This is a genomic window from Paenarthrobacter sp. CAP02, from assembly GCF_040137855.1.
Classification (GTDB): domain Bacteria; phylum Actinomycetota; class Actinomycetes; order Actinomycetales; family Micrococcaceae; genus Arthrobacter.
The window spans coordinates 277,071-297,448 of sequence record NZ_JBEEII010000004.1 but is presented as its reverse complement, the minus strand read 5'-3'; the positions used below and the strand labels follow the sequence as shown (position 1 = coordinate 297,448).

Genomic DNA, 20,378 nt, shown 5'->3' with positions numbered 1-20,378 from the left:
TAGACGGCAGCCCAGTGCTGCCAGGCTGCCGCCGGCGCGAGTGGTGAAATTGGCAGACACGCAGGATTTAGGTTCCTGTGCCTTCGGGCGTGGGGGTTCAAGTCCCCCCTTGCGCACAGATGCAGTGAAACAGATGCAGTAAAGAAGCACAGCGGCTTCTGGCCGCAGGAGTGCCCCCTGGCGAGACATCCGGGGGCACTCTCCTCCAGCAGCCGGGGAGCTTCCTGAAGACGCGCTGGGGAGCGCGCTCAGGACGTTCATTTACACTGGAATGCGGTCTGGCCGAAGCCGGCCACAGCACTTCCAACCGGCTTGAGGGGACAACAGTGGCAAGCAGCAAAAGGCGGCGCCTGACCGTACAGTTCGGAGCCGTGGTTGTGGCACTGGGGCTCTCAGCATGTACTGGACTAACGGGCCCCTCGCCTACCCCCAGCAGCACCACCACCGCTGAGCCCACCGCCACGTTCAACTTCGGAACATCCTCCATGCCGTTGGGCCTCGATCCGGCCTTGACCTCCGATTCCGAGTCCTACCGCATCACGCGCCAGGTCCTCGAAGGCCTGGTAGGCGTCGACGGCGAGACCGGGCAGACCACCCCGTTGCTGGCGACGGAATGGAAAGACAGCAACAATGGCCTCAGTTACGATTTCACGCTCCGATCCCAGGTCACCTTTCACGATGGCACCCCGCTGGATGCGGCCGCTGTCTGCGCCAACTTCGACCGCTGGTTCACCTTCTCCCCGGACCTCCGGAAACAAGCCCCGGGGATTTCCTTCCAGAGCGTCTTCAAGGCGTACTCGGACTCCCCGGTCTTCTCCATCTTCAAGGACTGCAAGGCAGTTTCAGCCAACAACGTCCAGATCAACCTGACGCGTCCCTTCACCGGATTCCTGAAGGCCCTCACGCTGCCGGCATTCGCGATCTCCTCTCCGGCAGCTTTGGCAGCCCAAAAAGCAAACGTCCTGGACCAGGTCCGCAACGGCGAAGCAATCTCCACGTACGCAAGCCATCCTGTAGGAACCGGCCCTTACGAATTCAGCGCCTGGGACGACAAGCACGTCACCCTCAAGAGTTACAGGAACTACTGGGGTAACCGGGGCCAGATAGCCACCATCAACTTCATCCCTTACGACCGCGCCGAGACCCGCCAGCAGGCTTTGCTGGATGGAAAAATCGACGCCTACGACCTCGTGACGTCCGGGACCTTCGACCAATTGGTCAAGAAGGGTGTCCAGATCATCCAGCGGGACCCCTTCTCGGTGATGTACCTCGGTATCAACCAAGCCGTCGCGCCCTTGGACAAGCCGGAGATCCGCCAGGCGATCGAAATGGCCATCGACAAGGAATCGCTGATCCGGAAGTTCTTCATCGACAACACCACGCAGGCGTCACAGTTCGTTCCGCCCAAGCTCAGCGGCTTCAACAACAATGCCCCATCTTTGGGGTACAACCCGGACAAAGCCAAGGACCTGTTGTCGAAGGCGGGCTATAAAGGCGAAGAGTTGAAGTTCTACTATCCGTTGAACGCCACCAGGGCCTATATGCCCACGCCGGAGAAGATCTACGCCGAAATCAGCCGTCAACTGGTTGCCGTGGGCTTCAACATCAAGCCTGTGCCCGTGGACTGGGAGGATGGCTACCTCCAGAAGGTGCAGTCACCCGGAGACCGCGCCCTGCACCTGCTCGGCTGGAACGGCTCCTATGCCGATGCCGACAACTTCCTTGGGCCCCTGTTTGGGGAAACCCGCGCCGAGTTCGGATACAGCGATTCGGACGTCTTCCACAGGATCGAGCGGGCACGCGCACTGCCCGACGGCGATGAGCGCAACGCGCAGTACCAGGCCATCAACGCTGCCATCGCTGCGTCCGTGCCGGCTGTCCCGATCGCTTTCCCCATCTCGGCGCTGGCTTTGTCCGACAAGGTCGAAAGCTACCCGGCCTCCCCGGTACTCAACGAAGTTTTCACGAACGTCCGGCTAAAGCCTTGACGAGCGGCCGTAATTTCAGTATTGGGACTTCGCGGGGATATTCTGTAGCAGCCAGTGCCGCCGCTAACGGAGATTGATTGTGACCTTCATTTCCAAGACTCAACATGCCGACGTCGTCCTTATTGGCGGCGGAATCATGAGTGCCACCCTGGGTGCGTTCATCAAGCAGCTTGAACCCTCCTGGACCATCTCCATGTTCGAACGACTCGACGAAGTGGGGCTTGAGAGTTCCGGACCATGGAACAACGCAGGCACCGGACACGCCGCGCTGTGTGAGCTCAACTACTCCCCGGCAGCCAAGGACGGCTCCGTGGACCCGTCCAAGGCGCTGCACATCAACGAGCAGTTCCAGCTGTCCCGGCAGTTCTGGTCCCACTTGGTGGACAGCAACGTCATTGGCTCCCCCAAGGGCTTCATCAACACCGTTCCGCACATGAGCTTCGTCATCGGCGATGACCACGCGAACTTCCTGAAGACCCGTTACGAGGCCCTTAAGCCCAACACGCTGTTCCGCAGCATGGAGTACACCGAGGACCAGGCCCAGATCGCCAAGTGGGCGCCCTTGATCGTCAAGGGACGTGACCCCAAGCAGCGCGTCGCCGCCACCCGCGCGGCTGAAGGCACCGACGTCGACTTCGGTGCCCTGACTCGCGAACTGACCGGCTACCTGCAAGCCACCGGCGCTGAAGTCAACTACGGGCACGATGTCACCAACATCAACCGGGCAGCCGACGGCGGCTGGGACCTTTCCCTCAAGCACGCCAAGTCGGGCGAGCACGGGCGTATCCACGCGAACTTCGTCTTTGTTGGCGCCGGCGGCGGTGCGCTCCACCTGCTCCAGGCCTCCGGCATTCCGGAAAGCAAGGGCTACGGTGGATTCCCGGTCTCGGGCCAGTTCTTCCGCTGCACGGATGACGCCATCACCTCCCAGCACAGCGCGAAGGTCTACGGCCAGGCATCCGTTGGCGCCCCTCCGATGTCCGTCCCCCACCTGGACACCCGGTTCGTGGATGGGAAGCGCTCCCTCCTGTTCGGCCCGTACGCTGGTTTCTCCACGAACTTCCTGAAGACCTCCAGCTACCTGGACCTTCCGCTGTCCATCCGCCCCGGGAACATCATTCCGATGCTGGCAGTGGCCAAGGACAACATGGACCTCACGGCCTACCTCATCAAGGAAGTTGCCAAGCGGCACGAAGCCAAGGTCGAGTCCCTGCGCGAATACTATCCGGAGGCTTCCGGCGGCAATTGGGAACTGATTACTGCCGGCCAGCGTGTGCAGATCATCAAGAAGCACCCGCAAAAGGGCGGCGTGCTCCAGTTCGGCACCGAAGTCATCGCCTCCCGCGATGGATCGATCGGCGCCCTCCTTGGCGCATCCCCGGGAGCTTCCACTGCCGTGCCGATCATGATCGAACTGCTGCAGAAGTCCTTCCCCAAGAACTTCAAGGGCTGGCAGTCCAAGCTCAAGGACATGATGCCGGGTTACGGTGTCAAGCTCAACGAGAACCCTGAATTGGCTGCCGAGCTGGAAGCAAGCACCGCACGTTCCTTGCAGCTGGAAGTGGCCAACGCCATCCAAAGCTAGGCCATACCCGGGGCTGCGGCCGGTTCCCGTCAGACGAATCGTTACGTAGACCCTGGGAGTCAATGCAATGTTCCGCCTGGCCAAGCTTTCTCTGGGAAACCGGGCCCTGATCGCGCTGATCACCGTCTTTGCGGCGGTGTTCGGCGTGATCACCATGGGATCGTTGAAACAGGAACTCATTCCTTCGATCGAGTTCCCGCAGATCACTGTGGTGACCTCCATGCCGGGCGCCTCCCCGGAAGTAGTGGACAAGCAGCTCAGCCAGCCGCTTGAGACTGCGCTGAACAGCGTCGAGGGCCTTGAGTCCACTACCTCAACGTCCCGCAACGGCGTTTCCCAGATCACCATGGTGTTCACCTACGGTTCGAATCTGGACCGGGCCAGGAACCAGATTGACCGGGCAATTTCCAACACCAAGCGGGCGTTGCCCGCCAATGTGGAACCCCAGTCCATCGCCGGGAACATCAGCGATTTCCCGATCGTCTTCCTGGCGGTTTCCTCGGACAAGCCGCTCAGCGAACTCAATGCCGACCTGCTGCGGCTCAGCGTTCCCAGGCTCCAAAAGATCGACGGCGTACGCGGCGCCGATGTGACCGGTGGCGCGAGCCAGCACATCCTGATCCAGCCCCGGCCGGCCGATCTTGCCAGCACAGGGGCGTCGGTCCAGTCCATCAGCAGCGCGCTGAAGAACAACGGCACCCTTGTCCCCGTGGGCACCATCGAGGACCAGGGCAAGACGTTGTCACTGCAGTTGGGCAGCCCGGTGGACTCCCTGGAGATCATCAAGGGACTTCCCTTGGCTGGCGCCAAGAACGCCGCAACGATTGGCGCTGTGGCCGATGTCAGCATCCAGGATGATGCCGCGACGTCCATCACCCGCACCAACGGTAAACCCACGCTGGCGTTGTCGGTCACCAAGAAACCCGACGGCGATACCGTGGCCATCTCCCATGCCGTGCGGGATGCCATCGGACCCATGCAGGACGAGCTGGGCAACAATGCGGCGTTCACCCCGGTCTTTGACCAGGCTCCGTTCATCGAGAAATCCATCAAGGACCTCACTACTGAGGGCCTCCTTGGCTTGGGCTTTGCTGTGGCCGTCATCCTGGTGTTCCTGATGTCCGTGCGGTCCACGCTGGTCACGGCCGTGTCGATCCCGTTGTCGCTGTTGATTACGTTCATCGGCATTTCCGCCACCGGCTACTCGCTGAACATCCTGACGCTTGGCGCACTCACCATCGCGATCGGGCGCGTCGTGGACGATTCCATCGTGGTGATCGAGAACATCAAACGGCACCTCAGCTATGGCGAAGACAAGCTGACGGCAATCCTGACATCCATTCGGGAGGTGGCCGGGGCTATCACCGCGTCCACGCTCACCACTGTTGCAGTGTTCCTGCCCATAGCGTTCGTCGGGGACCTTGCCGGAGAGTTGTTCCGCCCCTTCGCTTTGACGGTGACCATCGCCTTGTTGTCGTCGCTGCTGGTCTCGTTGACCATTGTCCCCGTCCTGGCTTACTGGTTCCTGTCTTCCAAAGGCAAGGGAGTGGAGGATCGTTCTTCTGCCAGGGAATCCGCGGAAAAGGCTCGGGAAGCGGAGCAGCGAAGCCGCCTCCAACGCGGGTACTTGCCCATTCTTGAAAAGACGCAGAGGCACCCGGTCCTGACGTTGTCCGCGGCGGCAGTCGTCCTCGTTGCTACCATCGCGGTTTCACCGCTGCTGTCCACGGACCTGCTGGGCCGCTCAGGCGAAAACAGCATGACGGTGCGGCAGGTCCTGCCCGCCGGAACGAGCCTCCAAGCCACCAGCGATGAAGCGGCGAAGATCGAGGACGCCCTCAAGGGCATGGACGGCATCAAGGACGTGCAGGTTACGTCGGGGAATGCCCAGACTGGCTTTGCAGCACTGACGTCCACGGGATCCTCGAATTCCACGTTCACGATCGTCACAGACGAAAAGGTGAACCAGGCCAAGCTCCAGGACGCAGTCCGCGCCAAGCTCGAAGGGGCAGCCGGCAAGGTCACCGTCGGATCCCAGCAGGGCGGCTTCGGTACTTCCTCCACGGTGGACATCACCATCAAGGCCGCAAACTCCGCGGACCTTCGGACAGCCAGCGACGCCATGGTCCAGGCAATGACGGGCGTCCCGGGAAGCACCGAGGTGGCTACCAACCTTGCCTCTACCCAGGCGGTCGTCCAGGTCCGCGTGGACCGCGCCAAGGCCGTAGCTGCCGGGCTGACGGAGGAGCAGGTAGGTGCTTTCCTTGCTTCCACCGTCAGCCCCATCCCCGCCGGCACGGTACGCATAGCCACCAATGACTATCCGGTGCAGATCGGCGAGGGAACCCGCTCTACCAGCATCGCGGCCGTGCGCTCCCTGCAATTGCCGACGGCGCGTGGTCCCGTGGCGCTGGAAAGTATCGCCGCCGTCGAACAGGTGGACACGCCAGTGTCCGTTACCAGCAGCAACGGTCAACGGACCGCGAAAGTGACCGTGACGCCGTCGGGTTCCAACCTGGGCAGCGTCAGCAGCGCAGTCCAGCAGCGGCTGGCTTCTGTCGAATTGCCCGCGGGCGTCACAGCCACGATCGGTGGTGCCACCACGCAGCAGGCTGAATCCTTCCGGCAACTCGGCCTGGCGTTGCTTGCTGCGATCGCGATTGTCTACGTCATCATGGTGGCGGCCTTCAAGTCCCTGATCCAGCCGTTGATTCTGCTGGTTTCGGTCCCCTTCGCCGCCACCGGAGCCGTGGGCCTGCTGCTCCTGACCGGCGTTCCCCTGGGCCTGCCCTCACTGATCGGTATGTTGATGCTGGTAGGCATCGTGGTCACCAACGCGATCGTGCTCATCGACCTCATCAACCAGTACCGCAAGCCACAGGATGGCCGTGCCGGCATGAACGTGGCCGACGCCATCACGCACGGTGCACGCCAACGCCTGCGCCCGATCCTGATGACTGCCCTTGCCACCGTGTTTGCGTTGACTCCCATGGCGCTGGGCCTGACCGGAGGCGGCGGCTTCATCTCACAGCCCCTGGCCATTGTGGTCATCGGTGGCTTGGTCTCCTCTACCGCACTGACCTTGATCCTGGTTCCGGTGCTCTACAAGCTGGTCGAAGGGCGGCGTGAGAAAAAGCAACTCCTGAAGGACCTTCAGGATAAGCCAACTCCGCATCCCCAAGAGGGCGCGGGCGGAACCGAGGAATTCCAGGACTGGACCACGGGCATGATTCCCCGGGTGAAGGGCCGCCGCGCGGCCCACAATCCCGCGGAGTAACCGCAGACAACCCATCAGGCAGGGCCGGGAACATTTCCCGGCCCTGCCCTGTTACAGACAGCGATACATGCAAATGCATCTAGTTTGAGGTACACTGTTTACAACGCCCGGGACTACGGGCAGGGAGAAAGGCACATCATGCAGATCGGTGTATTCAGCGTCAGCGACATCACGACTGACCCCACCACGGGCCGCACGCCCACGGAAAACGAGCGCATCAAAGCCTCGGTGGCCATCGCCAAGAAGGTCGAAGAAATCGGCATGGATGTCTACGCCTTGGGCGAGCACCACAACCGCCCCTTCTTCTCCTCCTCCCCCACCACCACCTTGGCCTACATTGCGGCACAGACTGAGCGCATTACGCTCTCAACTGCCACCACCCTGATCACCACCAACGATCCGGTCAAGATCGCTGAAGACTTCGCCATGCTCCAGCACCTCTCCGATGGCCGCGTAGACCTGGTTCTCGGGCGGGGCAACACCGCGCCGGTCTACCCGTGGTTCGGGAAGAACATCCAGGACGGCATTGAGCTGGCCATCGAAAACTACAGCCTGCTGCGCAAGCTGTGGGACGAAGATACTGTGAACTGGTCGGGCAAGTTCCGCACCCCGCTGCAGAACTTCACCTCCACGCCGCGGCCGCTGGATGACGTCGCTCCCTTTGTGTGGCACGGTTCCATCAGGACTCCCCAGATCGCAGAAGTTGCCGCCTACTACGGTGACGGATTCTTCGCCAACAACATCTTCTGGCCGAAGGAGCACTACCAGCAGCTGATCGGCTTGTACCGCGAACGCTACGCACACTACGGCCACGGGACTCCGGAGCAGGCGATCGTGGGCCTGGGCGGTCAGTTCTTCATGAGGAAGAACTCGCAGGATGCGGTCAAGGAATTCCGGCCGTACTTCGACAACGCACCGGTCTACGGCCACGGACCGTCCTTGGAGGACTTCACCTCCCAGACGCCGCTGACCGTGGGCAGCCCGCAGGAAGTGATCGAAAAGACGCTGACGTTCCGCGAAGCATTCGGGGACTACCAGCGCCAGCTGTTCCTGATCGACCACGCCGGCCTTCCGCTGAAGACCGTACTGGAGCAGTTGGACCTCTTCGGTGAAGAGGTGCTGCCGGTCCTCCGCAAGGAGTACGCGGCCATGAAGCCGGCCAATGTACCCGACGCACCCACGCACGCTTCCCGTGTTGCGGCAGCGCTGGAGGCCAAGGTCAGCGAGTCCGCTGCTGCCGGGGCCGCGGGTCAGGACGCCTGATGTCCGCCCCAGCAGGCACTGCGTCTTCCGCTGTTCGCCTCGCCGCCGAAACCTGGGAGTCGTTGTTCCGCTCCCAGGTGGCGGTGATGCGGAAGCTTCAGTCCGGACCGGCCTTCAAGACGCTCCCCGTCAAGGAGTACGACGTCCTGTTCACGCTGTCCAGGTGCCCGTCAGGGCAGCTTCGCCTCAACGAGATCAACGACAAGGTCCTGCTGAGCCAATCCAGCTTGAGCCGTTTGGTTGACCGTTTGGAGAAGCGTGGTTTGGTGGAGCGGACCGCAGCGCCCGACGACGGCCGTGGAGTCCTGCTCTCACTCACCGAATCAGGGCGCGAGTTACAGAAAACCATCGGCCGGGAGCATGTGCGCGACATAGCCCACTTGGTGGCTCCCGCGCTAACGCCGGAGGAGCAACGCGAGTTGTTGCGGCTGACCGAAAAGCTCAGGGCTTCGGTAGCGGGCCACTAGCGCAGGCTGACAAGCTCCCGGGGGTTCTCCTCCGGGAGCGTCCCGTTAACGGATGCGCTGACTTTGAGTGTCTTCAAGGACAGGCTGCCGCCCACCGTGGACAGGAACGCCGTGTCCGAGGAGTCGCGTCCCGCGGTAATGCGCAGCATGGATCCGCGCGGTGCCAGGCCAGTGGGGTCGATGACGTGCCAGGCACCGTCGATGAAGGCCTCAGCCACCGCATGGAAATCCATGGGGCTCAGGCCGGGTGCGTAGACAGCTGCCAAGCGCGCCGGAACATCCTTGGATCGCAGCAGTGCGATGGCCAGATGGGCAAAGTCCCGGCAAACACCCTTGCGGTGGAGCAGGGTCTCCACTGCCCCGTCGGTTCCCCGTGATGAGCCACTGACGTAGCGCAGCTCACCGTTGACCCAATCGCGGACGGCCTGGAGCAGCTCTACACCCTGCCGTCCGCCGAACTCGGCGTAGGAGGTCGGCAGCAACCTGTCGGACTCCGCGTAACGGCTGGGCCTGACGTACCTGATCAGTTCCATGGGATCCGAGGTAGTGGGCTGCCCTACCCCGAGGACAGTGGCCCGGTAATCCACCGTGACTTCCGTGGGTTCAGCGAATTCCAGGTAGTGGAAGCGGCCCCCGTGGTGGTCGCTGAGTTCGGCATACGGAACCTCGTTGCCGGCGACGGTAATGGAGAGGCTCTCCGTGACCGAGTCGTAGCCTGCGTTGCTGGCCACGGCAATGGCCATGGCCACTTTCGTGCTGGCTGTGGTCTTGAAAACGAGCGTGGCAGCTACGTTGCGTTCCATTAATCTCCGGAGTGGGTTGCGGCAGGCAGGCCCGTGCCGCCGTTTGCGTGAATCAGCCAAATCGCTGGGCTACAAATTGACCTTCAGTGACAGTAGCATCCGCTGGACGTTCGCAAAATCGGAGCCGTGGACTGCGTATTTGGCGGCCAGGTCCAAGGTATCGAATGCCTTGGCGGGAGCCACTTTCTCGTCTGCGGCATACGCATGGATGGCTGGAACGTCCGCGAAGGAATAATCGCCCTTGCCGGCCGGCCCCTGGACCCGGTTCCGGAGTTCGCAGGACTGCCCGTCACTTCCTGCCACCACATTGGTGACGCCATAGGATCCAAAGAACTTGTAGCCCTGGAACACGCGGAAAACAACCCTGGGATCGATGGTTTCGGGACCTTCGGAATGCGGGAGGTCCAAGGGAACGCTGCTGATCACCACGTAGGGTCGCGACTGCCCGGCAGGGCAGGCAGAGGGGGCCTGTGCCGGCAGGCCTGTCTGGAGTGTAGCGATGTACTTCCCGGCCCCGTCCTTCACCTCGACCTTCACCGCGCCTGGCAGGGAACCTGCCTCCGGCGTGAGGGACTGGGCTATCCAGTCTTCGGGCAACTCGAAGCTGACCGTCTTCGCGGGGTCGCTAAAGGTCTTCCAGGACAACGCTGTCGCCACGGGGCTGGCCCCTGCGCTGGGCGATTCACCCTGACCAGCCGACACGGAAGGCGAGCTGGACGCGGACTCGGCGGCCGTCGTCGTGCTCTCCGGCGTTGCTGTCCCGGATTCCGAGCTGTTGGGTTTGGAACTGATGGTGGGGCTGACCTGAGGGCCCTTGTTGTCGGCCGAACAGGCCGCGCCAGCCAAAAGCACGCCGCACGCCAGTACCGCCGCGGCAACAGGCCGCATTGCCGGCCGGGTCGGGATCATCAAGCCCTTCATGGTCCCAGCCTATCGGCGGGGATAGTGCGACACGCACAGGGCTAGGCTGATGGTATGTCTCCTGACCAGTACGACGAATTTGAGGACACCCTGCCCACCATGTCGGCGGTCGATATTGCCGACTGGCGGTTGCGGACCTTCGCCCTCTACGACAAGGTACGGCAACTCGCAGCCACCAACCCGTTCGACGCCCATGTGTTCTGGCGCCAGGAACGGGATCTGATGTTCGCCACTCACCCGGCATCGGCGCTCACTGCGGACATGAAGGCGCGCTTTTCCGGATTGCGCACCGCCGACTACGACCCCTCCTTCCGGATGTACGCTGCGCTCTCGCCTGAAGGTACCGGCCAGGAGATGAACGTCGAAACGGGCACGGACGGCGTGGTGCCCTTCACCAGGATCGGCACCTTCGAACTTCCCGGGCTCGGTTCCCTGGCCGTATGGCGGCTGAGGAGCTACGGCGGAGGAATATTCGTTCCCTTCCGTGACGCCACCGCCGGAAAACCAGGCGGAAGTTACGGTGCAGGCAGGTACCTGTTGGATACGGTCAAGGGATCCTTCCACGGAACGAGGGGCTCTGGAGGGGAGCAGGAGTTTATTCTCGACTTCAACTTCGCCTATAACCCGTCGTGCGCCTACAACGAAGCCTGGGCTTGCCCGCTGGCAGGACCGGCCAATCGGCTGGCCGCGGACATTCCGGTAGGCGAACTGTATCTGGGCTAGCCAAAAAGCCCGCCCGGGCTTACCCCGGCGAGAGCAGCCACCGCGGCGACGATGGTTAATGGGGCCACGATCAGGCCGAGCAGTGCATACCCTTTCCATTTGACCAGGACGTTCATGCGGACCAGCCGATCGTGCCACAGGAGGGTGGCCAACGACGCCCACGGTGCCACCAGCGGTCCGGCGTTGACGCCCACCAGCAACGCGGCCATCCTTTCCGGGGTTCCAGCCAGGGGCTCGGCCAGCAGGTAGGCGGGCAGGTTATTGACGACGTTGGAACCCAGGGCACCTGTCATGGCCAACCGCAACAGTTCAATGAAGCCATTGCCTTCGCCCGCTGCTTGCCCCAGCAGCGCTGATGCGCCAATGTACTGGGCGGCTTCCACCACCAGGAACAGCCCGCAGGTAAACAGCAGCAACGACCACGGGATCAGGGTTATCGTCAGCACCTTGGGTCGCCGGACGGCGAACGCCACTACCAGGATCGCGGCCGCTGCAGTTGCGGGAATCCAGATAGCCACGCCGGAAACCAGCGCCGGCAAGAGAAGTGCCAGCACAATCGCGCTGACCAGCAGCAGGGTCTTGTCCTGCGACGCCTTGGACTGGGCCGGGACTGCCGGCCGTGTGGAATCCCGCGCATAGGTCCTGCGCAGATCGCGTCTGAAGACAACTGCTATGAAAGCCAGTGGGACCACAACCGCGGTCAATGATGGCGCCCACATCAGCTGGGCGAACTGTGCCGGGCTGATTCCGCCCAGATTGTGCTGCGCCAGGAGATTGGTCAGGTTGGAGATGGGAAGCAGGAGGCTGGCCGTGTTCGCCAGCCAGACCGTTGTCAGGGCGAAGGGCAGGACAGGCAGGCCCGCCTGGCGTGCCACAGTGACAACCACCGGAGTGAGGAGCACGGCCGTGGTGTCCAGGGAAAGGAAGACTGTGCTGAGCGTGGCGAACAGGGCCAGCAGCAACCACAGCAGGACGGCGCGGCCACGTCCCCACCCGCGCAAATGCCGGGCGATCCACTGGAAGGCACCGCCTTCGCTGACGAGCTCGGTCACCACCGTCATGGCGACGACGAAGGCCAGGATCGGGGCTACCCTCTCGACCAGAACGGTCACTTCGTGCCAGGGCAGGATACCGGTGGCAACGGTGACCCCGCCCGCCACAAGGAGGATCAAACCAATTATCGCCAGACGCATGGAACGGATTCTAAGCCCGCGTTCTGTGTTCTTTCTGCGCGGCACGGCCCCACAGCCGCCTGCGGGCCAGTTAACCCCGACGGGCCTGAGCCACTTGCCGATGCGTTGCGAGGCCCGCTCTTCGCGGATCGGATGGGATATGGGGCGTCAACCGGGCCTCACAACGCAGTAGACCTTCACAGAGGACGTAGGATGTCTTCATGACATCACGCCTTCCCCGTCGTATCGCCCGTGTCCGCCCTGTTGCCGCAGAGTCCTTCACGGGCCAGGCTCCGGACGAACAATTCTTCGTGGCCAACGATGCTGCTGACTTTGACTCCGCCGAGGGCAGGACGTGGACGATCATCGATTCACCCTTCCCTGCATCGCGGGCCAATGCGTCCAGCTCCAGCCGCGAAGGGTGGGAGCCGGGCACCGAGGTCAGTGAAGACAGCTTCCATTTCCTGGCGCCATCCGTACCGGTCAATGTCTTCGGGATGGCCCACAACACCGGCCAACCAGGCCGCGACCTGCCGCCCCAGGCATTCCACAAAGCGGCGTCCAGCGTGATCGGCCCGGGCGAGGCGATCCAGCTGGGCTCGACGGTGGGCCACGTGGACCCCGAAGCCGAGTTGACCGTCGTCGTGGGCCGTAAGGCGCGGGGCCTGGCCCTCGAAACGGCGAGATCGGCAATCCTGGGCTACACCATAGGCAATGATGTCTCTGCCCGCGAGCTCCAGAAATCTGACGAACTGTGGATCAGCGCCAAGAGCCAGGACACCTTCACCCCGGCGGGCCCCTGGATCGTCACGGAGCTGGACGACTCAGCCCTCTCCATTGGCATTGTCCACAACGGCACCGAGCTGAAGACCGCCAGTTCGGCGGACCTCGGCTGGAAAGTGGATGAGATCCTGGTTTACCTGACCTCGTTCATGACCCTGCAACCCGGCGACCTTGTGCTCACGGGATTCCCGGCAGAGTCCGCGCGCATCCATCCCGGGGACACGGTGGTGTGCCGGGTGGAAGGCATCGGCGAACTGCACAACCCCGTCACCGGCGCATCCTGGGAGGAGCACCCGGCTTAGTGTGTCAGGCTTAATCCATGGAGATCGCCGCGGAAGCCACTGAGCTTCGCTCCTCTCCCCCACGCAAGCCGCCCAGAAAGCGGCATCGCGGCGTCCTGAAGTACCCGGTGGTGCGCCAACTGCTGCGGTTCACGGGCGTCGGTATCGTGTGCACAGCCAGTTCGTTGGCCCTTTATGCGTTGCTGCGTCCCGTGATTGACCCACAACTGGCCAACGCTGTTGCCCTGATCGTGACGTCCTTGATGAACACTGCGTTGAACCGGCGCCTCACCTTCAAGATCACAGGCAAGAAGAAACGGGCCAAAGACCACCTCAGCGGCGCCATCGTCATCGGCATTGCGCTGGTCATCACGGGCGGCAGCTTGGGGCTTCTGCATCTGTTCAAGCCCGGAGCCACGGTAACCGAGGAGCTCTGGACCACCACATTGTCCGGGTTCGTGGCCACAGCAGTTCGTTTCACCCTGCTGCGGCACTGGATTTTTCGGCGCGCCCGCCATGTGTAGCCGGGCCGGCTACTGAGGGGCCAACTTACGGACACGGGCGACGGCGGTTTCCACGGCTGCGGCGGCCTGCTCCAGTTCGGCGTCCGTAACAGCTGACGTGAAGCTGAAGCGCACGGCGGTTTGCGCAGTTTCGGGGGCAATGCCGAGGGCCAGCAGAACGGGCGACGGCGCATCGGAACCGGCCGCGCACGCCGAGCCACTGGAGCACACCACACCCAGCCGCTCAAGCTCGAGCAGCACCGATTCGCCGCTGGTTCCCGGGAAGCAGAACGACGCAACCGAGGGCAACCGCAGGCTTCGGTGGCCTGTGAGCATGGAGTCGGGCACGGCCTGAAGTACCCGGTTGATGAACCCGTCGCGCAGCACCGACACCCTGGCTGCCTGTTCCTGTTGATCGGCGTGCGAGAGCCTCAGTGCTGAGGACAGGGCAACGGCCCCGGCCACGTTTTCGGTGCCCGAACGCCTGCCCCGTTCCTGGCCTCCGCCATGGACCAGGGGCTCAACCCGCAAGCGACCCCTGGTGAACAGCACGCCGGATCCCTTGGGTGCTCCCAGCTTGTGCCCTGAGATACTCATCGCGTCCACGCCGAGGGCCTTGACGTCCACGGGGAGCCACCCTGCAGCCTGCACGGCGTCCGTATGGAACGGCACGTTGTACTCCCTGGCCACGGCGGCAAGTTCGGCGACCGGTTGGACGGTTCCGATCTCGTTGTTCGCGTACATGATGCTCACCAGGGCAGTGTCCGGACGCAGCACTGCCCGCAGCGCCGCCACAGTGACCATTCCCTGGCCATCGACCGGGACAACATCGACGTCGAAACCGTGCACTCGCTGGAGGTAGCGGGCCGATTCTTCAACAGCCGGGTGTTCAATTGCGCTGATGACCACACGGCTCAGCGACGGATCCGTCGCCCGCCTGGCCAAGGCAATGCCCTTGACTGCCAGGTTGTCCGCTTCTGTTCCTCCCGAGGTGAACGTCACCTCGCCGGCGCGGCAGTTCAATACCTTCGCGACGCCGGTGCGCGCCTCTGCGAGCGCAGTGGCAGCGGCCTCGCCCAGGCTGTGATGGCTGGAGGGGTTGCCGAACTCGCCGCTCAGGTACGGCCACATGGCATCCAGGGCTTCGCGACGGATCGGAGTGGTGGCTGCGGCATCGAGGAAGATCATGGGAATGACGTTGTTCCTAGGGTTGCGATGTGGTGAGTTCGATGTCGAGGCCCAGGTCCAAAGCGTTCACGCTGTGGGTCAGTGCGCCGACGGAAATGACATCCACGCCGGCCGCTGCGATCCCGGTGACGGTGTTGATGTTCACGTTGCCGCTGGCTTCGACGATGGCACGGCCGTCCACCTGCTTGACACCGGCGCGGAGTTCTTCAACGGAGAAGTTATCCAGCATGATGGTGTCAACGCCGGCCGCCAGTACCGGTTCGATCTGTTCGGCGCTGTCCACTTCGACTTCGAAGTGCGTGGTGTGGCCCAGCTGGGCCTTGGCCGCTGCCAACAACTCGGTGAGTTTGGTGGTGTCACCGCCTGTCATGACGGCCAGGTGGTTGTCCTTGGCCAGGACAGCATCGGAGAGGCTGTACCGGTGGTTCGCTCCCCCGCCACAACGCACGGCGTAGCGTTCGAGCACCCGAAGTCCAGGGGTGGTTTTCCGCGTATCCGTAATACGGGCGCGGGTTCCTTCAACCAGCCTGACGAACTCGGCCGTCTTGGTGGCTATCGCGCTCATTCGCTGCACCAGGTTGAGCCCTACGCGTTCAGCCAGCAGCACGGAGCGGGCGCTGCCGCTGACCCGCGCAAGGTGCGCGCCGGCGTCGAACGCTTCACCGTCGGCGAGCAGCAGCTCAACGTCGGTGTCCGGGTCCACCAGCTTCATGGCGTCGAGGAATACCGTGCCACCGCTGAACACGCCAGGCACGCGCGCGTTCAGCACCGCCGTGGCCCTGGCCTCGGCGGGAATCAGCAGCTGGGAGGTGATGTCGCCGCTCGGCGCGTCCTCCGCGAACGCCCGTTCAAGAATTTCCCGGACTGGGGCTGCGGGGAGGGTCAGGTTAGTCATGGACGAGGCTCGCTTTCCGACTCATGGTGTAAGTCTGGTCAAAATGTACGACGGCGGCCGGTTCGGTCACGCTGTCGCTGCGGTAGTGCGCCCCCAGGGACCCACGCCGCTCCCGGGCAGCCTGCACCAGCAACTGCCCGGCGAGCAGCAGGTTCGCATCCTCATGCTCCCGCACCTCAAGGGAGTCAGGAACAGTCAGTGGAAGCACTCCACTCTCCCACTCACCCAGAGCCTCGGCAGCCTCAGCCAACAAAACCCCGTTACGCAGGACCCCGGCCTTGGCAGTCATGAGTTTCTGGAGCGCACTCCTGGAGAACGCGGAGCGCGAAGCTTGTCCGGGTGACGTGCCGTCGTCGGCTGACGGGGTCCCGGCAGCGTGCGTAAAAGCGAGGCCGCCAGCGGCCGAGTTAGCACGCAGAGGGACCGCGTCAGCCGACCCAATGAACGCACTCACAGCCCGCCGCCCGAAGACCAGGCCTTCAAGCAACGAATTACTGGCCAAGCGGTTGGCACCCTGCACACCGGTACAAGCAACTTCACCGGCAGCCAGCAAACCGGGAACAGAGCTCCGGCCGTGCAGGTCGGTCACCACCCCACCCATCCAGTAGTGCGCGGCTGGCGCTACGGGAACGGGTTCCCGGGTCCAGTCGATACCGGCTTGCCGGGTGTGTTTGCTGAGGGTCGGGAATCGCTTTTCCAGAAATCCCTGCCCTCGTGCCTCTTCGACCACGGTGGCGTCCAGGAAGACGTGGCCGTTGGGGTCGTTGAGTTTTGCCAGGTGCAGGGCGATGCTGCGTGAGACCACGTCCCTGGGGGCGAGTTCGGCATCCGGATGGTAGTCGGGCATGAAGCGGTGGCCAGTGGCGTCCACCAGGGTGGCCCCTTCACCGCGGACTGCTTCGGAGATCAGCAAAGGGGCGGTGCTGCTCTGGCTGCCCGATGAGTCCCAGCCGATGCCGACACGGACCATGCACGTGGGGTGGAATTGGAAGAACTCCAGATCGGACACAGCAGCGCCGACGCGCCACGCCAGCGCCAGTCCGTCAGCCGTGGCCACGGAAGGATTGGTGGTCTGCGCGAACAGCTGCCCAGCGCCTCCTGTGGCGAGCAGTACGGCGTCGCCCTGGATGCTGTGGTGGCGTCCGTCCTGGATATAATCGGCACCCGAGATGCGAACCTCGCCAGCGAAGCCGACGCCCTGGGTCAGGGACGTGACAAACGCATGGCTGATCACCCGGATCCTGCCGGCGGCCTGGAAGTCCAGGACAGTCCGGATCAGTGCGGCGGCAACCCCGGCCCCGGTGGCGTCGCCGCCTGCGTGAAGGATGCGTGGCGCTGAGTGGGCGGCTTCCAGGCCCAGGGCGGGGTCGCCGTCGTCGTCAACGTCGAAGCGGACCCCGAACCGTTCCACCCCGGCGATGTCCAGCCTTGCCTCGGTGCATAGCACCCGCACGGCTTCTTCGTTGCAGTGCCCGGCGCCCGCTTTGAGGGTGTCAGCGATGTGGGCGGCGACCGTATCCCCGGGCGCCGGCTCGTCCAGGACCGCTGAGATGCCACCTTGGGCGTAATAGGTGTTGCTGTCCGCAAGGGCCCCCTTGGTCAGCAACACCACCTCAGCGCCCGCTTCCGCGGCCAGCAACGCGGAGTACAGTCCCGCGATACCGCTTCCGACGACGATCAGCCGCTTGGGCCGTGGCCCTCCAGCAACGCTCTCTGTGGTCATGCGAGGCTCTCTTCAGCTAGGGGTAATGCCTGGTGCTAGGCAGGCTTGGCGGCCAGCATGCGTTCCAGGGCAACCTTTGCGTTGTCCTGTACGGCGTCGTCCACAGTGATGCGGTTGACGATGCGTCCTTCGACGAGTTCCTCCAGCACCCAGGCGAGGTAGCCGGGGTGGATGCGGTACATGGTGGAACACGGGCAAATGACGGGGTCGAGGCAGAAGATGGTGTGCTGCGGGTTTTCCGCGGCAAGCCTGTTGACCATGTTGATTTCGGTGCCGATGGCGAACGTGGTGGGTTCGGTGGCGGCGGCTATGGCCTTCTTGATGAAGTCCGTGGACCCGGCAGAGTCAGCAGCGTCCACCACTTCCATGGGGCATTCGGGGTGCACAATCACGTTGACGCCCGGGAAGTCCTTGCGGGCTTTCTCGATCTGGCCTACGTTGAAGCGCTTGTGCACCGAGCAGAATCCGTGCCAGAGGATCACCCGGGAATCAAGCAGCGCCTGCTCGTCGTTGCCGCCGAGTTCCTTGCGCGGGTTCCACATGGGCATCTGCTCCAACGGGACGCCAAGGGCTTTGGCCGTGTTGCGCCCGAGGTGCTGGTCAGGGAAGAAGAGGACGCGCTGTCCGCGTTCGAAAGCCCATTCCAGGACCACTTTGGCGTTGGAGGACGTGCAGACAATGCCGCCGTTCCGGCCACAGAAGGCCTTGAGCGCGGCAGAGGAATTCATGTAGGTGACGGGGATGACCGGCACCCGGCCGTCGGCATCCGGCTCTGTGCCAAAGATTTCCTCCAGCTGCTCCCAGCATTCCTCCACGGAGTCCTCATCTGCCATGTCTGCCATGGAGCAGCCGGCGGCGAGGTTGGGCAGGATGACGGCCTGCTCGGGTGTGGAGAGGATGTCCGCAGTCTCGGCCATGAAGTGGACGCCGCAGAAGATGATGGCTTCGGCGTCGGGCTTGGTCAGCGCGGCGTTGGCCAGTTGGAAGGAGTCGCCCACAAAGTCCGCGTACTGGATGACTTCATCGCGCTGGTAGAAGTGGCCAAGGATGACCGCCCGATCCCCGAGCGTGGCCTTGGCGGCCCGGATGCGGGCGTCAAGTTCGGCGTCGGAGGCTTTCTTGTACTCTTCCGGCAGCTGGCCCTGGCGTGGCGTGGCCTTGGGCGCGACATCATTGCTGGAGGCACCCGGGCCGTAGGCCGGCTCGCCTGCGAGTGCCTCGGCAAGGTCGTATTCCCATGGGCCCCTGGCTAATGCCGGGCTGCACGTGGACCCTGCGCGGGAGAGGCCTTCCTCGGCTTCTTCGCGAGTGATCAGTTGGACGGCAGTGTTGACGCTGCTCATGGTGTACTCCTGTTATCTGGCCCGAGGCCGGGCGTGCCGGTGAAGCGGTAGAGGCGTGGCGGACGGTGTTTTCCGCCTTGCAGGTATTCACCGGTTTCTTCGATCTCCGGTGTGGCTTTGATGTGTCGGCGGAAGTTGGCGGGATCCAGCTGGCGGTCCAGCACGGCTTCGTAGACTTCCCGGACCTGGGCGAGGGTGAAGAACTCTCCCAGCAGGTGGTAGGCAATGGGCCCGTAGGCCATCTTGTTCCGAAGCCGCCACAGCGCGTAGTCCACGATGGCGTTGTGGTCGAATGCCAGCTCGCCGAGTTTGTCGGCACGGAACCACCGGACATTCTCCGACTCGTCCGCCAGTGCGGCCTCGGTGGGTTGCACCAAGGCCCAGTAAACGATGGACACGACGCGCTGGGTCGGTGATCGATGGAGTCCGCCAAAGGCGTAGAGCTGCTCAAGGTAATGCGGGGTTAGTCCCGTGGTGTCCCGCAGGTTCCGGGAGGCTGCATCCTGCAGGGACTCATCATGCGCCAGAGGGCCGCCGGGCAATGCCCACATGTCCCGGTACGGTTCACGGATCCGGCGGACGAGCGGCAGCCACAGCGTCGGGCGGCCGGACGTCTCGCTGGGGCGGAGGGCGAAAATCACCGTTGAGATGGCCAACGACGGCGGCGCGAGCCGCCGTTCGGCGACATTGGCTGAGCTGGTGTTCACGGCGTTCACCTCGCTTCGTCGCCGCTGCAATCCTGATCGGATCTTAGTTAAAGTCATGTTGACTAGAACTAATGGTACGACTCAATCCGCAGTCCCGCAAAATGCTTTGCGTCACACTGACTTGGCCGCCGCCTCCATCAGGGGAAGGGTCCGCCCCTGAATGTGGCTGTTCAGCACAATGACCGAGGAACAGCGGACCACCGACTTCGTGGCGATCATGGCATCGAGCACCCTCTGCATGTCGGGATTGGACCTCGCGGCTATGCGGACCATAAGGTCCGAGTTCCCCGTGACCGTGTGGACCTCGATGATCTCCGGAATCGCGCCCAGGCTTTCGATGATCGCATCATGGCCGATTTCCTGCGTGATGGTCACCGAACAGAAGGCCACTACAGGGAACCCGAAGTTTGCCGGATCCGGCTGCGGCACCCAAGAGCCTATGACCCCGTTTTCGATCATCCGGTCGATCCGGGACTGCACCGTAGCCCTCGCGACCTTCAGCACCCGCGACGCCTCCAGCACCGAAGATCGCGGCGAATCGGTGAAGAAACGTACAATTTTTGCATCAAGCGCATCGACCAGCATCAAAGTTCCTGTCCCCTGGGTTTCATACCCATCACATCGCCACGGCAAAAAGTGATGTATCTTACAAACTGCGAGAATTATTCCACGGCTCTTGCCGCGTCGTCGACGCCCGCGTGCCAAGCCTATGAAGCCGGCACGCCAAACCAGCATGAAATCCATAGAAGGTAGACA

Annotated in this window: 17 protein-coding genes and 1 tRNA gene; 9 read left to right on the top strand and 9 right to left on the bottom strand. The window is 63.2% G+C overall.

Going from position 1 to position 20,378, the window contains the following annotated elements:
- Window positions 1-34 precede the first annotated feature (34 nt).
- From ABHM97_RS09150 to ABHM97_RS09125, 6 genes are all read left to right on the top strand, one after another.
- Window positions 35-116 (top strand) — tRNA-Leu (locus ABHM97_RS09150).
- Between the two features lie 210 nt (window positions 117-326).
- The gene (locus tag ABHM97_RS09145; RefSeq protein WP_257369094.1) at window positions 327-1,988 is read left to right on the top strand and encodes an ABC transporter substrate-binding protein; all 1,662 of its coding nucleotides are present in this window, start codon (window positions 327-329) and stop codon (window positions 1,986-1,988) included.
- Window positions 1,989-2,067: 79 nt separating this feature from the next.
- Entirely contained in the window at window positions 2,068-3,573 is a 1,506-nt protein-coding gene (locus ABHM97_RS09140; RefSeq protein ID WP_235521549.1) for a malate:quinone oxidoreductase, read from the top strand.
- 67 nt (window positions 3,574-3,640) lie between these two features.
- The gene (locus tag ABHM97_RS09135; RefSeq protein ID WP_349470390.1) at window positions 3,641-6,850 is read left to right on the top strand and encodes an efflux RND transporter permease subunit; all 3,210 of its coding nucleotides are present in this window, start codon (window positions 3,641-3,643) and stop codon (window positions 6,848-6,850) included.
- A gap of 138 nt (window positions 6,851-6,988) precedes the next feature.
- Window positions 6,989-8,113, top strand: a complete 1,125-nt coding sequence (locus tag ABHM97_RS09130; protein ID WP_235521551.1) for an LLM class flavin-dependent oxidoreductase — start codon at window positions 6,989-6,991, stop codon at window positions 8,111-8,113.
- Window positions 8,113-8,580, top strand: a complete 468-nt coding sequence (locus ABHM97_RS09125) for a MarR family winged helix-turn-helix transcriptional regulator (RefSeq protein ID WP_349470389.1) — start codon at window positions 8,113-8,115, stop codon at window positions 8,578-8,580. Before ABHM97_RS09130 ends, ABHM97_RS09125 begins: the two co-directional genes overlap by 1 nt.
- Here ABHM97_RS09125 and ABHM97_RS09120 read toward each other — a convergent pair.
- Window positions 8,577-9,383: a transglutaminase-like domain-containing protein gene (locus ABHM97_RS09120; RefSeq protein ID WP_349470388.1), complete on the bottom strand. Its 807-nt coding sequence runs from the start codon at window positions 9,381-9,383 to the stop codon at window positions 8,577-8,579. The two genes, ABHM97_RS09125 and ABHM97_RS09120, sit on opposite strands and share 4 nt — an antisense overlap.
- A gap of 69 nt (window positions 9,384-9,452) precedes the next feature.
- Window positions 9,453-10,304: a hypothetical protein gene (locus tag ABHM97_RS09115; protein ID WP_349470387.1), complete on the bottom strand. Its 852-nt coding sequence runs from the start codon at window positions 10,302-10,304 to the stop codon at window positions 9,453-9,455.
- A gap of 54 nt (window positions 10,305-10,358) precedes the next feature.
- On the opposite strand from ABHM97_RS09115, the gene ABHM97_RS09110 reads away from it, so the two are divergent.
- A complete protein-coding gene (locus ABHM97_RS09110) occupies window positions 10,359-11,027 on the top strand; it encodes a DUF1684 domain-containing protein (protein ID WP_235521555.1) in 669 nt (222 codons plus the stop codon).
- Here ABHM97_RS09110 and ABHM97_RS09105 read toward each other — a convergent pair.
- Entirely contained in the window at window positions 11,024-12,220 is a 1,197-nt protein-coding gene (locus ABHM97_RS09105; RefSeq protein ID WP_349470386.1) for an SLC13 family permease, read from the bottom strand. The genes ABHM97_RS09110 and ABHM97_RS09105 overlap by 4 nt on opposite strands.
- A gap of 200 nt (window positions 12,221-12,420) precedes the next feature.
- On the opposite strand from ABHM97_RS09105, the gene ABHM97_RS09100 reads away from it, so the two are divergent.
- Together ABHM97_RS09100 and ABHM97_RS09095 are read left to right on the top strand one after the other, a co-directional pair.
- Entirely contained in the window at window positions 12,421-13,284 is an 864-nt protein-coding gene (locus ABHM97_RS09100) for a fumarylacetoacetate hydrolase family protein (RefSeq protein ID WP_349470385.1), read from the top strand.
- A gap of 17 nt (window positions 13,285-13,301) precedes the next feature.
- Window positions 13,302-13,787 (top strand): GtrA family protein, encoded by a 486-nt coding sequence (locus tag ABHM97_RS09095; protein WP_349470384.1) that lies wholly within the window; start codon window positions 13,302-13,304, stop codon window positions 13,785-13,787.
- Window positions 13,788-13,796: 9 nt separating this feature from the next.
- Here ABHM97_RS09095 and ABHM97_RS09090 read toward each other — a convergent pair whose 3' ends face one another.
- The 6 genes from ABHM97_RS09090 to ABHM97_RS09065 all read right to left on the bottom strand — a co-directional run bounded on the left by ABHM97_RS09090 (window position 13,797) and on the right by ABHM97_RS09065 (window position 20,207).
- Window positions 13,797-14,954 carry a cysteine desulfurase family protein gene (locus ABHM97_RS09090; protein ID WP_349470383.1) on the bottom strand — a complete coding sequence of 386 codons (1,158 nt, stop codon included), beginning with the start codon at window positions 14,952-14,954 and terminating at the stop codon, window positions 13,797-13,799.
- A 16-nt stretch (window positions 14,955-14,970) separates the two neighbouring features.
- Window positions 14,971-15,849, bottom strand: a complete 879-nt coding sequence (gene nadC / locus ABHM97_RS09085) for a carboxylating nicotinate-nucleotide diphosphorylase (protein WP_349470382.1) — start codon at window positions 15,847-15,849, stop codon at window positions 14,971-14,973.
- Window positions 15,842-17,572 (bottom strand): L-aspartate oxidase, encoded by a 1,731-nt coding sequence (gene nadB / locus ABHM97_RS09080; protein WP_349470381.1) that lies wholly within the window; start codon window positions 17,570-17,572, stop codon window positions 15,842-15,844. The genes nadC and nadB overlap by 8 nt, the downstream gene beginning before the upstream one ends.
- Window positions 17,573-17,607: 35 nt before the next feature.
- Window positions 17,608-18,915 carry a quinolinate synthase NadA gene (nadA, locus tag ABHM97_RS09075; protein ID WP_349470380.1) on the bottom strand — a complete coding sequence of 436 codons (1,308 nt, stop codon included), beginning with the start codon at window positions 18,913-18,915 and terminating at the stop codon, window positions 17,608-17,610.
- On the bottom strand, window positions 18,912-19,631 hold the full coding sequence (locus ABHM97_RS09070; RefSeq protein WP_235521627.1) for an NUDIX hydrolase: 720 nt from the start codon (window positions 19,629-19,631) through the stop codon (window positions 18,912-18,914). The genes nadA and ABHM97_RS09070 overlap by 4 nt, the downstream gene beginning before the upstream one ends.
- Window positions 19,632-19,733: 102 nt before the next feature.
- Window positions 19,734-20,207 carry an Lrp/AsnC family transcriptional regulator gene (locus ABHM97_RS09065; RefSeq protein ID WP_211711590.1) on the bottom strand — a complete coding sequence of 158 codons (474 nt, stop codon included), beginning with the start codon at window positions 20,205-20,207 and terminating at the stop codon, window positions 19,734-19,736.
- Between the last annotated feature and the right edge of the window lie 171 nt (window positions 20,208-20,378).